We start from the raw sequence: 13,912 nt of genomic DNA on the forward strand, positions 1-13,912 counted from the left end.
TATGAAAAAAGCAATCAAAATATTAGTATGTTCTATTCTAGTTGCGTCAACAATGGCATTTTCAGGGTGTGAAGAAAAAGATGAAAAAAGCGTCACCAATAAAGAAAAACTTGAAAATCTAAAACTACCTCTAGAAAAAGATGGCTTTATTCAATTGGGTATTTATTTTGATGGTACTAAAGATGGATCTACAGTGAAAGTAGTTAAAGATGAGAGAATTGTTAATAAGGAAGAGCTCATTGGTGAGACTATAATTCAGGAACTTATAAAAGGACCTACTGTAAAAAGTGAGCTGAAACCAGTACTTCCTAAAGAAACTAGACTACTTAGTTTTTCAATTAAAGATACTATTGCCTATGTGAATCTAAGCAAAGAAGCTAAAATAAATATGTCAGAAGCGAAAGAAAAAAGTTGCCTTCAAAGTATAGCGGCATCATTAACTCAATTGTCGTCTATAAAAAAAATTAAACTGACACTTGAGAATAATGATATTGATACTATAGGTGGAAATTTTGATGTATCTAAGCCTTTTAGTAAAGAAGGTTTAACGCTATTAAAGAAATAAATAGTAAAAAAACGCACAAATATATTAATTTGTGAAGATTAAGCATATATGTTGAATATTAGTGAAGTATTTATTATAATAAAGAGATATAATAAATATATTATGATTTGAAGGAGAATAGAAGATGAGTTTATATAAAGAATGGACAGATATGGTGGTTGATTATGTTAAACGTAGAGGAGAAGCTGCGTTTTGGCATGACTATGGCGAAATCGAAAGACGTATTTATACTAAATTATTAGCAAACCATACAGATAAGGTTGAGGGTACGATGGAAGAACTTGCTAAACAATTTGAAGTATCTAACATATATTTTATGGGGTTTACTGATGGAATAAATGATAGTCTTTTAGAGCCTGTACAATTAGAAGAAACTGAAAGTGACACAAAAGTTAATTTCAAAGTAGATTTTGAAAAACTTTATTTTAATATGTTAGATGCAAAAGCAGATTATTTATATGAACTTCCACAATGGGAAGGAATTTTTTCAAAGGAAAAGAGAAAAGAAATTCAAAGGTCATATAGAGATTCTAAAATGGTAGTTAATAATGATAAAGTTGGAAGAAATGATGCATGTCCTTGTGGAAGCGGAAAAAAATATAAGAAATGTTGTGGAAAATAATTTTAGCTTAATTATATAAAAAAATAAAAAACAAACGAATTAAAGTAATAAACTTTGCCTTTGGGACAAGGTTTATTACTTTTTTATTTGTCTATGATTATTCTGTAGAACTTATCAGGGCTTAAGTATCAAAACTTAAATTATTTTAGCAATGCTAAGAATCACATGTGTGTTTTATAAAAGGAGAGATTTGAGCATATAATAGTAGTATGTTATATGTATTACAATTGTCATATAAGTAAACTTAAGGAGATTTAAAATGAGCATAACTATAATATGTGTAGGAAAAATAAAAGAGAAATACCTAAAAAGTGCTATAGATGAATACACCAAAAGATTATCTAGATATTGTAAACTTAATATAATTGAGTTAAGTGATGAGAAAACTCCAGATAATGCTTCTGAAAAAGAAGAGATATTAATAAAAGAAAAAGAAGGAGAGGCTATACTTAAGACTATAAAGGACAATATGTTTGTTATTGTTCTAGAACTGAGGGGAAATATGTTGTCCTCAGAGGAATTTTCAAATTACATAATGGATTTGGGAGTAAGGGGCGTTAGTAATATAGTTTTTGTAATTGGCGGGTCATTAGGTTTGTCTAAAGGAGTTTTAGAAAGGTCCAATTATAAATTGTGTTTTTCGAAGATGACTTTCCCACATCAGTTATTTAGAGTTATGCTACTTGAACAGATTTATAGAGGATTTAGAATAATAAGTGGGGAACCATATCACAAGTAAATGAGGTTTCTTAATATAAAGTCTAATGTATAAGGGTTTGTGGTGTTAGAAATAAATTGGTATATTTTTTTATTTCACAAAACTATTATAATTATTAATTAGGTTTTAAAAATCGTAAATATTGTATATAGATGTAAAATATGATAGAATAAGTATATAAAACCTAAAATAGTATATAGTTTAAAGAATCCTAATATGAAGTAAAATCATATTGGGTTTCTTTAATAATATAAGCTTAAAATAGTGTAAAAACCTCACCGGCTAATCATAGAGTGAACAGTACATAAGTAAATGCGGCTTTTAATGTAAAGCTTTTCAAATAAGCGAATAATAAACAAACAAATTATGTTTTACTAACCAGGGGGTATTAGGGAATGAATATATTAAAGATATGGAAGCTGTCAGATAAGAAAGCGTTGTTTATCATGCAGCTCCTAATGAACATAGGGATGGCAGGTATAACTATTATAGTAAGCAATTTTGCAAAAAATGCAGTAGACCATGGCATTGGGGAGGGAAAGATGCTTGGAATATTTGTTCAATTTGTAATTATAACGGTTTTGGGAATTGGACTAAGCTATAGTGGGGTGATTATTAGCTCTAATTTTTCAATTGGACTGATAGAGAAGCTTAGAAATATAACCAATGATAAGCTAATAAACAGCAAATATGAGTATTTTGAAAATGAATCTTCAGGCAGTATCAACAATAGAATACTTCATGATATGAGTAGCGTAGCCGATTATATGTCTGGGGGATTGCCAGAGTTTTTAAGCAACATGATTGTTTTTATCTGCTGTTTTATATATCTTTTGACACTTAATATTACAATGACACTTGTAAGTGCTCTATGTATACCTGTTGCAGTGGCAGTTGCTAAGAAGGTGGCAGCACCTACTTATGATACAATGGAAAAGTTCAGCAAGAAGATGGATGAGGTTATGGGGATCGCACAAGACACTGTAAATGGTATTAAAATTGAGAAAGCATATAACCTTAGAGGAAGACGTAAAAAATATTTTGATGAAAATATGGAACAGGCAACTTCATATTTTGTAGCTTATGAGAAGTTAGTGGTCAAAGCAGGACCTTATAAATATGTCATTAGGTCAGCACCTATGTTTGTTTCCATAATGTTAGGGTTTTATAATGCTTATAAGGGCAATATTACAAATGGTGAAATGGTAGCTTTTATCTTGTTGCTACAGAATGTATCAAAACCCCTTTCAGAACTTACAAGATATGTAACCGAGTTTAAAGAAGCCATGGTTTCTGTGGACAGAGTGATGGAAATTGTGGAACTTAGCGAAGAAGCCTTTGGAACAGGAGAAGCTTTTGAAAGGGAGATAGCATTTGAACTTCATAACGTATCTTTTTCCTATGGTAAAGATAATAAAACGTCAGACAATGTACTCAATGATATAAGTTTGGTTATACCAAAAGGAAAAACAGTTGCACTTGTTGGCTCGAGTGGAAGCGGTAAGAGTACTTTATTTAAGTTGTTATTGGGATTTCATACAACTACCCAAGGCGAAGTACGTTTATTTGGTAAGAATATAATGGAGTGGGACATTGAGAAGGCAAGAAAGAATATTTCCTATGTAGCGCAAGATACATATCTTTTTGAAGGGACAGTTGCTCAAAATATTGCCTATGGTAAGCCTGACGCTTCATTTAATGAAATAATACAAGCGGCTGAAAAAGCTTATGCCCATGATTTTATAATGAGTATGCCAGAGGGATATCAGACGGTTTTATCTGAAAGAGGAACTAATATTTCAGGAGGGCAGAAACAGCGCATCGCCATTGCACGTGCTTTTTTAAAGGATGCACCTATATTTTTGCTAGATGAAATGACATCAGCCCTTGATGTAGAATCAGAAAAGCTAATCCAAAAGGCCATCGAAAATTATAGTGAAAGAAAAACAGTCATTCTCATAGCGCACCGCTTATCAACGATCATTAATGCAGATGAAATATATGTATTAAGCCATGGCATTATAGCTGAAAATGGAACACATGAAGGTCTATTAGAAAAGAAGGGGGTATATACTATGCTCTATAGCAATCAAGTATTAGGTAATATAGGTGAGCAAGATGCATGAATTGTATAAAGATTTGAAGAATACTTTCGTGTTTCTAAAAGGCCATTACTTTGTGTATTTTACGGGTATAATAGGAATGATACTGTTACAATCAAGCAGTGCATTGTTAGAATCGTATCTTTTAAAGATGCTACTTGATATTGGCGCACCAGAGAGTATGTGGTTCATTTTTAAAATGATTGCTATGCTTGTCATTTATATGATCTTAATGGTGTTGTTGCTTCCTGTGTTTACATTTATGTTTAATGGCAGGGCAAAATATGGTCATTGTAACTTGAATAAGGCTGTGTATGAGAAGTTTAATAAAATAGATGTGAATTATTATGAAAAGAGACATAGCGGTGAGGTATTGTCTGTCTTTGAAAACGATACATGGGTGGTAGCCGTAATTTTTATGAGACACTTTAGACGTACCGTAGCTTCTCTTGCAACCATAGTGATCTATTTGATTCCTATGTTCGTATTTGATTACAGAATTACACTTATAATATTAACATTGAACCTAATTACACTTACTGCAAATACCTACATAGCTAAAAAGCTCAAAGCAACAACGAAGGAAATTCAGAAACAAATGAGTAATATGACAGTTACCATAGGAAATATTGTAGGCGGCATGTCAATAATAAAAATGTATCAACTTGCCGGCGGTATGAGAGAGAAGTTTAAGAAAGATAACAGTGAAGTTTCTAGGCTTAGTCTGAAAAATAGTAAAATAACAGCTTTGCTTACTTCTTATAATTTTTTTATATCTATGTTGAATATATTGGTCTTTCTTTTGCTTGGAACAATAATGGTAAAACATGGACTTACTACATATGGTAATATCCTTGCAATAATGACTTTACAAACAGCTCTCGATGCAAATTTTAGAGAGTTTGGTCAGTATTATCCGATGTTTTACAATAGTCTTGTAGGAACAGAGAGAATATACGATTTTCTTGACATAGAAGAAGAACCTTTAAAATGGGAAGCCGAGCACATTAATCAAGCAGAATACATTCAATTTTATCAGGTTAACTTTGGATATACACAAGATAAATTGGTGCTAAAGGACTTTAATCTTTTCGTAAAAGAAGGCGAAACACTAGCAATTATTGGGGAAAGCGGAAGTGGAAAGAGTTCTGTTGCAAAGCTTTTACTTGGATTTTATAAAATCAATTCAGGGGGGATATCTATCGGTGGAAAGAACCTCTCTGATATGACTTTGAGTGAAATCCGCGATATGATTGCTTATGTGCCACAGGAAGCGACACTTTTTAACACTACAATTATGGAAAATATTAGATATGGAAGAGAAAATGCCACGGATGAAGAAATATTTGCAGCAGCACGAGCAGCAAATGCAGACACTTTTATAAGGCAGCAGCCACAAGGATATGAGACATTTGTTGGTGAAAGAGGCATAAGACTGTCTGGTGGACAATGTCAGAGAATAGCTATTGCAAGGGCTATCATTAAAAATGCGCCTATACTTTTATTAGATGAAGCCACATCAGCCCTTGATTCGGAGTCGGAAAGACTTATTAAAAGTACTATAGATGAATATGGAAAGACCAGAACAACTATAATCATTGCGCATAGGCTCTCAACTATTGAAAATGCGGACAGAGTTTTTAAAATGGGTGAAAAAGAGCAACAGAGTATTGTTGCCGGGTAGTATACTTGTTGTTTTTAGTAGAGGAAGTTTAATATATAAAGCTAAGGATTTTATCCTTAGCTTTATTATTTTAAAAGTCTACGTTATACTGGGTATGGGGAACCGTACCATAAGTAGCATGGTATTTTACGATTAAATATTTTATTTGAGTTGAAGATAACTTTGGGGTTACAATATATAAAGATGGGAGGGATACATAATGAATATTTTAATTGTAGAGGATGAACGAGATATAAGAGAATTGCTAGAAATTCATTTATCAAAAGAAGGATATAAGATTTTTACGGCAGAAGATGGTCTTCAAGCTTTAAGTATATTTGAGAATAAAGATATAGATATTGCACTGCTTGATGTTATGATTCCGAAAATTGATGGATTTAAAGTTCTTAAAAAGATTAGAGAAACTAGTGAGATCCCAGTAATTTTTATAACTGCAAGGGAAGAAGAGTCGGATAAAATACTTGGTCTTGGGCTAGGGGCAGATGATTATGTAATAAAACCATTTAGTCCTATTGAAATAATTGCACGGGTTAAGGCTCAGCTCAGAAGGTATTATAAATATTCTAATAAAACTCACAAAACTGCAATAGTTGTTGGGGAGTTAATGCTAGACAAGGATAGTTGTTGTATTTATAAAAATAACATTCCTTTAGCTTTAAACCCAAAGGAATATAGGTTATTAGAGTTTATTTTAGAGAATCCAGGAAAGGTATACACTAAAAAACAGCTATATGAAATAGTGTGGTGTAATCCATATTATGGAGACTCAAACACTATTATGGTACACATAAGCCATATTAGGGAAAAAATCGAAGAAGACCCTAAAAACCCGAAATATTTAAAAACAATAAGGTGTATCGGCTATAAAATGGAGTTACAGCATAATGAATAGAAAAAAGTTAAAAAAAATAGGACTTTACTTTAAGAGCAAAAAAATGGCTACTCAATTATTTAAAAATTATATTATATTTCTAATTATTATAATTGCAATATTCATGCTAACAATGGTAACTTTAGTGGTTTATTTTTCTGCTGATTATGTGGATCTACCAACAGATAAAGCAACAGCCGAGTATATTATAAAGCAAAATTATAAGGATATAAACGTAACAAACTTTATAAAACATAAGGGCTATGTTGAAGTGCTTGATAAAAATTTGGTTATCATTATGGAAAATGGTAGTAAGCATAAAGTGGGATTTAAATACCCACAAAAGTACTATCAGGATATGATTACTAATAATTTAAAGGATGGTTATTTTTATTCTAGTAAATATGGCACAAAGAAAGAGTTTATCCTAATTACAGCTATGCCAAACAGTATATTTGATGCTTATACATGGGGCTTCGAACATAAGCAGCAATTGGAAGAGGTTAGTAAACGTAAGAATAATGGATTTACTTTTTTAACAATATTTCCATTTATAATATTTATATTTTTATTATCTACAATGGTACTTTATTCTAAACTTACATCAATGATGTTTGTAAAACCATTAAAAAAACTTTTAAAGGGTGTTAACACTGTAAAAAATGGAGAATATTCGACAAGGGTTGAAATTAATTCTTTAAATGAAATTGGGCAATTAAAGGACGCATTTAATTTAATGGCAGAAAAGATACAAGAGGAAAAGTTGTTAAAGGAGAAGGCAGAGCATAACAGGAAAAGGATGATTCTTGATATATCACATGATTTAAAAAATCCATTGACAAGTATACTCGGATATTCAGAATTCTTATTAGAAAATAATGATATTGAAATAGAGGATAGAAATAAGTTACTAAAAGTTATTAACAATAATAGTAGACGAGCAAATGACCTAATTCAAGATCTCTTTGAATTTTCACGTGTTGAAAGTACAGAATATAAATTAGATGTAAGCAATCATGATATAGGTGAGTTTTTACGGGAACTTATTGCAGGATATGTTCCAATTATGGAGCAAAAAGGTGTTTTATATGAATTTAGTATTACGGAAGATGAAGTGGAAATTCCATTTGATAGAAAGAACTTGGATAGAGCCTTAAGTAATATTTTATTAAATAGTATTAAATATAATAGCCCAGGTATTACTATTAGTATCAAGCTTTTATTAGATAATAATGTTGCTTCAATTATTATTGAGGACAATGGAGTAGGAATACCTAAGGAATTTCAAGGCAATATTTTTGAACCTTTTGTCCGTGTAGATACTACGAGAAATTCCAGAAATGGTGGTACAGGGCTTGGACTTGCAATATCAAAAGCAATAATTGAAAAACATGGAGGAAGTATAACTTTAGTACAGGATATAAATAAGGGTTGCAAATTTATAATAAAATTAAATAAGAGCATATATAATATATAGATTAGGAGTTTTAAATATAAGCTAGCTGCACCTTGCCTTGTAGGTAGGGTGCAGTCTAGTATCATTTATTTACTTCTATTTACTTTGTTAATTTCTTTATCAAGATTCTTTATACGATTTTCTATTTTTTTTAAAGCATTACAGTAATCTAATAAAGATGAATCAATACGACCATTACTTTTAAAAATTGAGTATAATTCTTTTCCGAGATCGCGATAGAGGTTATCCATATTATTTTCTTCAAAATGGAGTTTATATTTAAGTTTGGATATTTCAATAAAATCTTCAGATTTGTTTGATAAAACCTCGAGTCCGTTGCTTATTGAATCTTTAATTTTGTATAAATTAGGGCCTGAAGGCATAACACTTCCTCCTTTTATGGTATAATTTAAATTAAATGGGTAGACTCAATAACATTCTATTTATGAGAATGCGTATATGTGACTAATAAATGCTTGTACACCAATAAATATATTTAATTTGTTATAAATTATAGAGTATAAAATTGTTAATTTTAATATGGTGGTGATAATGTGAATAATAGAGAAAGACCGATAGGATTTTTTGATTCAGGAGTAGGCGGAATAAGTGTGTTAAAAGAGTCTTTAAAAGTGCTTCCAAATGAAGATTTTGTTTATTTTGGAGACTCGTTAAATGCACCCTATGGAATTAAAAATGTAAATGAAGTTAGAAAATTAACTTTTAAAGCGGTAGATTTTCTTTTGGAGAAAGGTGTAAAAGTAGTAGTGATTGCTTGTAACACCGCTACGAGTGCGGCTATTGATGCACTTAGAAGGAAATATAAAGATATACCTATAATTGGTATAGAGCCAGCACTAAAGCCTGCTGTAGAAGTTAGTAGGGGTAAAAGTGTAATTATTATGGCAACTCCTATGACTTTAACTGAAAGAAAATTCGATAATTTAATGAAGTTGTACAACAAAGAAGCCGATATAATACCTTTGCCTTGTGCGGGCCTAGTTGAGCTTATCGAAAATGGAATTATAGATGGCGATGAGATTAATGAGTACTTAAAAGAAAAGTTAAAAGAGTTTAGTCATTTAGACGTAGCAGCTATAGTACTTGGGTGTACTCATTATCCATTTATAAAAAAAGAATTAATTAAGATTGTTGGAGAAAAAACTATTATAATTGATGGAAGTATAGGCACTGTGAATCAACTAAAAAGACAACTTACTCGTAATAATCTCTTAAATGAAAAAAAGACAAAGGGTATTGTAACTATATATAGTTCATCTACGAATGATAATACAATAGATTTAAGTTATAAATTATTAAAACTATAATCTTATTAAAAAGATTTAAGAGAAAGTATTGTATATATAAAAGCAGTTTAAGACTAATTAAATTAGTTTTAGGCTGTTTTTGTTTTTAATATATATCTAAATTTAAATTAATTATAGCAATTGTATGACTAGGTGAATAGTATAAACTATACAAAGAAACAACGGAAATAAGGTGATAAAATGAGAGTATTTCAATTGAAAAAAGATAATGAATACTACGTAGATCAGGATACATTTAATATGAAAATTGAAAGGATAAATAAAATTAATTGCATAACTATAGACAATCCCGTGCAAAATAATTGCTTATGTGTTATAAATCATTTAGTATGTAAATTTGAAGAGAATAAAAACACTGCGCATTTAATTATTACAAATGATGATAAACAATTGAAAGATACAACTACATTCGGGGGGTTAAACATTGGCTATAAGTATGATAAAGGAGAACCCTTAGATAACTTAGAAATAGATATAGTTAATATTGACATAAATCGAGAAATAGACATGCTAGAAAAATATTCTTTGATAATACTTCCTGGAGGAAATATCCAAATAAAATTAGAAGAACCACAAGAAAAAATGAGTTTACAAATAAGCGTTGGTAAGGAAAATATTTAACTTTTGAATAGGATGACATTCTTAAGAATAGGTAGGGCTTACTAATTATTTTTGAGGGTGTCCTTATATATATAAAATAGTAAATGATATAAAATGTGATATAATTTATAATGAATACATAACAAGAGGAGAGGTAAATATATGAATCCAATAGTAACAATTAATATGCAAGATGGAAAAGTGATAAAGGCTGAGTTATATCCAGAGGTTGCACCAAACACGGTAAATAATTTTATTAGCCTTATAAATAAGGGCTTTTATAATGGACTTGTTTTTCATAGAGTAATTCCAGGATTTATGATTCAAGGTGGCTGTCCTGAAGGAACAGGCGTTGGTGGACCAGACTATTCTATAAAGGGTGAGTTCTCTTCTAATAAATTTAAAAATGATTTAAAACATTCAACGGGTGTTTTATCAATGGCTAGATCTAATGATTCAGATTCAGCAGGAAGCCAGTTCTTTATTATGGTAGCTAATTCTTATCATTTAGATGGAAGTTATGCAGCTTTTGGTAAAGTAACTGAGGGAATGGAAAATGCTTTAGAAATAGCTAATGTCAAAAGAGATTTTAGAGATAAACCAAACAAAGAGCAAAAGATAAAAGATATGAGTGTTGATACTTTAGGAATTAAGTACAGTGAACCAAAAAAAATAAAGTAGATATATATAAATAAAATAATAAATTGTAGGGGGAATATAGTGTGGATCTTATTAATGAAAAAGTTATCCTTGCATATGGACTAACTGGTGCAGAGGAAGAAAAATTTAATGATTTACTAGTAAAACAAAATATATTACCTTGCAGAGTAATTGAGAAAAATATGGGTAACGTAACAATTAGGGAAGTATTACGAGATGTTAAAAAAACAGAGGGTAATACTGAATTACCTAATGAAAAATTACTTATATTTAGTAACTTTGCAGATAAGGAATTGTATGAGCTAATTGACGATATAAGACAAATTAAAAGCAGCGATACAATACTTGCAGCAGTTACACCAACATCTATTAATTGGACAGTTAGCTATCTTATGCATCATCTTATTGCAGAAAGAGAAGCTTACAAGAAAAGTAAATAAGGTACAGGATCCAAAATATAAATCTTCTGCTATAAGCAGAGGATTTATATTTCGTTATATATATAAATATAAATTTTAAATAAAAATTTTTATATAGACCAGAAATGGTGTAAAATTGTAATCAAAAGATTAAAAACAATTATTCAATTGGAAAGGCGGAAAATTATGAGTAGAGTAGGAGACAGAATTAAACAAGTAAGAGAAACAAAAGAGGTAAGCCAAAAACAATTAGGTAAAAAAATTGGAGTTTCTGAAGGTTTTATTAATGATATTGAATTAGGAAAAAAAGTTATAAATGAAAAACTTTTAGAAAAAATATCTAAAATTTTAGGAGAAGAAATAGAGGATAGATCTGTAGCATTTGAAGATGCTTTGGAAAGTGAGGAAAGAAATCCAAAACTTGAGAGACCAATCGCAGGAAAAGTGAATGAAGTTTGGAACGATGCATTTAGTTCAGTTTTAAAAGATGTCGCTATTTATAAATATGATTTAGTTAAAGCGATAGGTAAGAAACAAATGCCAATAATATCAAATAAAGTAGAAGGATACGCTCAAGATAAAGTATTATTTTTAGAAATAGAAAATGATGATATGCTTGGGTTCAGGATTTGTAGTGGAGATATTGCTTTTGCACATTTGACTCATGAAATTGAAAATAATTCTATTTCATTATTAGATTATAATGGAGAAAGAGTATTAAGGCAGATAAAAAAACTAGATAGTAACAAAGTTTTGTTAATAAGTAATAGAATTTCATTAAAAACAGATACAGTTCCTCATAATGACATCAAGGTAATTGCAAAACTAGATAGCATACAGTTTAAGTTATAATTATTTTTTATGGTAGATATACTATTTATAAATGAAATTTAACAATAACTATAAAAGAAAAATGATTAATTAATAATTAATAGTATTAACAAAATACTACTGATAGTTTATAATAGAAAGTATGCATGTAATAACAGCTATAAATTAATGGGGAATTAACTATTGATTTTAAAAATAAAGGATAATCAATAGAGGAACAAGGGGGGAGAGTATTATGAAAGGAACAGTAGTAGCTACTTGGATGAAGACTTGTAGAAAACTTTATGGTGACGATACGGTTAATAATGCGATGAAATCTGTGGGGTGGAATTCTCGGAAAATATTTTCACCGGTGGAGAACGTAGATGATATCCAGGTTAAAAATGTAATTGGCGATATATCTAAAAACCAAAATGTACCTATTGATGTATTATGGAGAACTATAGGAAAAGATAATTTGACAGCATTTCATAGAGATTTTCCTGCATTTTTTAACACCGAAAATGTATACTCGTTTTTAAAATCGCTGTTTGATATACATGTTGTAATGACAAAAAAATTTGCTGGAGCCAAACCACCGTTAGTAGGGATAACTCCAATTTCAAGTAGGGAAGCTATTTTTACTTATAATTCTAAAAGAGGGATGTTTGATTATTTTTTAGGACTATTAGATGGTACATGTGAGTATTTTAATGAAAAAGTTCAAATTGAGCAATTAGATAAAACTTCAGACAGCTTAAGTTTAAAACTTACATTTGATAAGGATATTTATTATAAAAAAACATATAAAATTAATAAAATCCTATCATTAGGTTTTATTAATAATACTCATGGTAAAGTAGGTTTATTTACATTTATTGTAGCTTTAATTGGGGCAATGATGTTAATTGGTACAGGTGATATTTTAAAAGTATTAGGTTTCTCTATCATTTCTGGAGTAGCATCAAGTCTTGCGTCTTTTATAATGGGAAGACCTGCAAAGCTAATCATGCAAACTATAGACCAGATTAATAGCAATAATTATGTCGAAGATGGAGATATAGTTACTGGGGATGAGTACGAAGAGTTATACAAAAACATTAAAAAATATAAAAAAGGATTTAGGGCAGATTTTGTTGAGTTTAAAGGCGTAACTGATGAGATGGATACTTTTGCTCAAAATATAAATACGATTTCTAGTAGAATGAAAGATACTTCAGAGGATATATCAGTAGTAGTTGAGCAAATGGCGGATACTTCTGTAAGTCAAGCTGAGAGTACCGAAAATGCTGTTTTAATCTTAAATGATAATATTAGATCGCTTAAAGATATTGTTAAAAATGAGAATGACAACAAGGATGAATTAGAAAAAGCTCTTGAAAAGATAAACAATAGCTATGAAAGCGTAAATAAAACAAGTAAAAATATACTTGGAACTTTAGAAAAATTTCAGGAAGTTAAGGATAATGGGATAAAGCTTGAAACTAAGGCTCATGACATAACAAGCATAGTATCGATTGTTTCTCAAATTTCTGAGCAAACAAACTTACTTGCTCTTAATGCATCCATAGAGGCTGCGCGTGCAGGCGAACAAGGAAAAGGATTTGCTGTTGTCGCAGATGAAGTTAGAAAGCTTGCAGAACAGTCTAAGAGCGCTGTAGAAGAAATCAACAGCAATTTGATTGAGTTTGTTAAGGATATAAATGTACTTGTTGATAAAATTGGTGATCAATATGATATTTTGCAAAATGAGACTAAGGGACTAGAGGATGTAAGAGATATAAGTTATGAGGCCACTATGTCTGTTAGAACAGTTTCAACAGCAATGATAGATACTATAAATGATTTAGATAGAGAAGCTAAATCTATTGCAAACATATATGAAACAATAGAGTCCTTAGCCGCAATTTCAGAGGAAAATTCTGCATCCTCAGAAGAGGTAAGTGCAAGTGTTGGAACTTATACAAATGAAATTAAGAAGCTAATAGACAGTATATATGAGTTTAAAAAGATAACAAGTTCATTTAAAGAGGATTTAAAGAAATATAAGATATAGCTATTGTTAGGGAAGCAGGGG

At 30.3% G+C, this 13,912-nt stretch carries 14 protein-coding genes; 13 read left to right on the forward strand and 1 reads right to left on the reverse strand.

Annotated elements, in window-relative coordinates; all coding sequences use genetic code 11:
• Nucleotide 1 precedes the first annotated feature (1 nt).
• The 7 genes from LL038_RS19990 to LL038_RS20020 all read left to right on the forward strand — a co-directional run bounded on the left by LL038_RS19990 (nt 2) and on the right by LL038_RS20020 (nt 8,039).
• Nucleotides 2–565, forward strand: coding sequence for a GerMN domain-containing protein (locus LL038_RS19990; RefSeq protein ID WP_216124368.1), 564 nt, complete (start codon nt 2–4; stop codon nt 563–565).
• 124 nt (nt 566–689) lie between these two features.
• Nucleotides 690–1,187: an SEC-C metal-binding domain-containing protein gene (locus tag LL038_RS19995; RefSeq protein ID WP_216124367.1), complete on the forward strand. Its 498-nt coding sequence runs from the start codon at nt 690–692 to the stop codon at nt 1,185–1,187.
• A 259-nt stretch (nt 1,188–1,446) separates the two neighbouring features.
• Nucleotides 1,447–1,926 (forward strand): 23S rRNA (pseudouridine(1915)-N(3))-methyltransferase RlmH, encoded by a 480-nt coding sequence (gene rlmH, locus LL038_RS20000; protein ID WP_216124366.1) that lies wholly within the window; start codon nt 1,447–1,449, stop codon nt 1,924–1,926.
• A gap of 374 nt (nt 1,927–2,300) precedes the next feature.
• Nucleotides 2,301–4,031, forward strand: coding sequence for an ABC transporter ATP-binding protein (locus LL038_RS20005; protein WP_216124365.1), 1,731 nt, complete (start codon nt 2,301–2,303; stop codon nt 4,029–4,031).
• Complete coding sequence (locus LL038_RS20010; protein WP_216124364.1) at nt 4,024–5,691, forward strand: ABC transporter ATP-binding protein; 1,668 nt, start codon at nt 4,024–4,026, stop codon at nt 5,689–5,691. Before LL038_RS20005 ends, LL038_RS20010 begins: the two co-directional genes overlap by 8 nt.
• A 199-nt stretch (nt 5,692–5,890) precedes the next feature.
• On the forward strand, nt 5,891–6,583 hold the full coding sequence (locus LL038_RS20015; RefSeq protein WP_216124363.1) for a response regulator transcription factor: 693 nt from the start codon (nt 5,891–5,893) through the stop codon (nt 6,581–6,583).
• Entirely contained in the window at nt 6,576–8,039 is a 1,464-nt protein-coding gene (locus LL038_RS20020) for a HAMP domain-containing sensor histidine kinase (protein ID WP_216124356.1), read from the forward strand. Before LL038_RS20015 ends, LL038_RS20020 begins: the two co-directional genes overlap by 8 nt.
• 65 nt (nt 8,040–8,104) lie before the next feature.
• Here the strand turns inward: LL038_RS20020 and LL038_RS20025 are convergent, their stop codons facing one another.
• The gene (locus tag LL038_RS20025) at nt 8,105–8,401 is read right to left on the reverse strand and encodes a hypothetical protein (protein WP_216124355.1); all 297 of its coding nucleotides are present in this window, start codon (nt 8,399–8,401) and stop codon (nt 8,105–8,107) included.
• A gap of 171 nt (nt 8,402–8,572) precedes the next feature.
• Between LL038_RS20025 and murI the strand changes: the two genes are divergently transcribed.
• The 6 genes from murI (at nt 8,573) to LL038_RS20055 (ending at nt 13,891) form a co-directional block, all read left to right on the forward strand.
• A complete protein-coding gene (gene murI, locus LL038_RS20030) occupies nt 8,573–9,346 on the forward strand; it encodes a glutamate racemase (protein ID WP_216124354.1) in 774 nt (257 codons plus the stop codon).
• Between the two features lie 180 nt (nt 9,347–9,526).
• Nucleotides 9,527–9,967 (forward strand): hypothetical protein, encoded by a 441-nt coding sequence (locus LL038_RS20035; protein WP_216124352.1) that lies wholly within the window; start codon nt 9,527–9,529, stop codon nt 9,965–9,967.
• Between the two features lie 141 nt (nt 9,968–10,108).
• Complete coding sequence (locus tag LL038_RS20040) at nt 10,109–10,627, forward strand: peptidylprolyl isomerase (RefSeq protein WP_216124350.1); 519 nt, start codon at nt 10,109–10,111, stop codon at nt 10,625–10,627.
• A gap of 41 nt (nt 10,628–10,668) precedes the next feature.
• Nucleotides 10,669–11,046, forward strand: a complete 378-nt coding sequence (locus LL038_RS20045; protein WP_216124342.1) for a DUF3783 domain-containing protein — start codon at nt 10,669–10,671, stop codon at nt 11,044–11,046.
• Nucleotides 11,047–11,211: 165 nt separating this feature from the next.
• The gene (locus LL038_RS20050; RefSeq protein WP_216124341.1) at nt 11,212–11,877 is read left to right on the forward strand and encodes a S24 family peptidase; all 666 of its coding nucleotides are present in this window, start codon (nt 11,212–11,214) and stop codon (nt 11,875–11,877) included.
• Between the two features lie 214 nt (nt 11,878–12,091).
• Nucleotides 12,092–13,891: a heme NO-binding domain-containing protein gene (locus tag LL038_RS20055; protein ID WP_216124339.1), complete on the forward strand. Its 1,800-nt coding sequence runs from the start codon at nt 12,092–12,094 to the stop codon at nt 13,889–13,891.
• Nucleotides 13,892–13,912: the final 21 nt, after the last annotated feature.

It is taken from the genome of Clostridium estertheticum (assembly GCF_026650985.1).
Taxonomy (GTDB): Bacteria; Bacillota; Clostridia; order Clostridiales; family Clostridiaceae; genus Clostridium_AD; species Clostridium_AD estertheticum_C.

Bases quoted from the DNA above. Each gene is read 5' to 3' on its own strand.
- LL038_RS19995 (WP_216124367.1), top strand. From the start codon at position 690: ATGAGTTTATATAAAGAATGGACAGATATGGTGGTTGATTATGTTAAA.
- LL038_RS19990 (WP_216124368.1), top strand. From the start codon at position 2: ATGAAAAAAGCAATCAAAATATTAGTATGTTCTATTCTAGTTGCGTCA.
- LL038_RS20055 (WP_216124339.1), top strand. From the start codon at position 12,092: ATGAAAGGAACAGTAGTAGCTACTTGGATGAAGACTTGTAGAAAACTT.
- LL038_RS20025 (WP_216124355.1), bottom strand. From the start codon at position 8,401: ATGCCTTCAGGCCCTAATTTATACAAAATTAAAGATTCAATAAGCAAC.
- LL038_RS20050 (WP_216124341.1), top strand. From the start codon at position 11,212: ATGAGTAGAGTAGGAGACAGAATTAAACAAGTAAGAGAAACAAAAGAG.
- LL038_RS20010 (WP_216124364.1), top strand. From the start codon at position 4,024: ATGCATGAATTGTATAAAGATTTGAAGAATACTTTCGTGTTTCTAAAA.
- rlmH (WP_216124366.1), top strand. From the start codon at position 1,447: ATGAGCATAACTATAATATGTGTAGGAAAAATAAAAGAGAAATACCTA.
- LL038_RS20005 (WP_216124365.1), top strand. From the start codon at position 2,301: ATGAATATATTAAAGATATGGAAGCTGTCAGATAAGAAAGCGTTGTTT.
- LL038_RS20035 (WP_216124352.1), top strand. From the start codon at position 9,527: ATGAGAGTATTTCAATTGAAAAAAGATAATGAATACTACGTAGATCAG.
- LL038_RS20020 (WP_216124356.1), top strand. From the start codon at position 6,576: ATGAATAGAAAAAAGTTAAAAAAAATAGGACTTTACTTTAAGAGCAAA.
- LL038_RS20015 (WP_216124363.1), top strand. From the start codon at position 5,891: ATGAATATTTTAATTGTAGAGGATGAACGAGATATAAGAGAATTGCTA.
- LL038_RS20040 (WP_216124350.1), top strand. From the start codon at position 10,109: ATGAATCCAATAGTAACAATTAATATGCAAGATGGAAAAGTGATAAAG.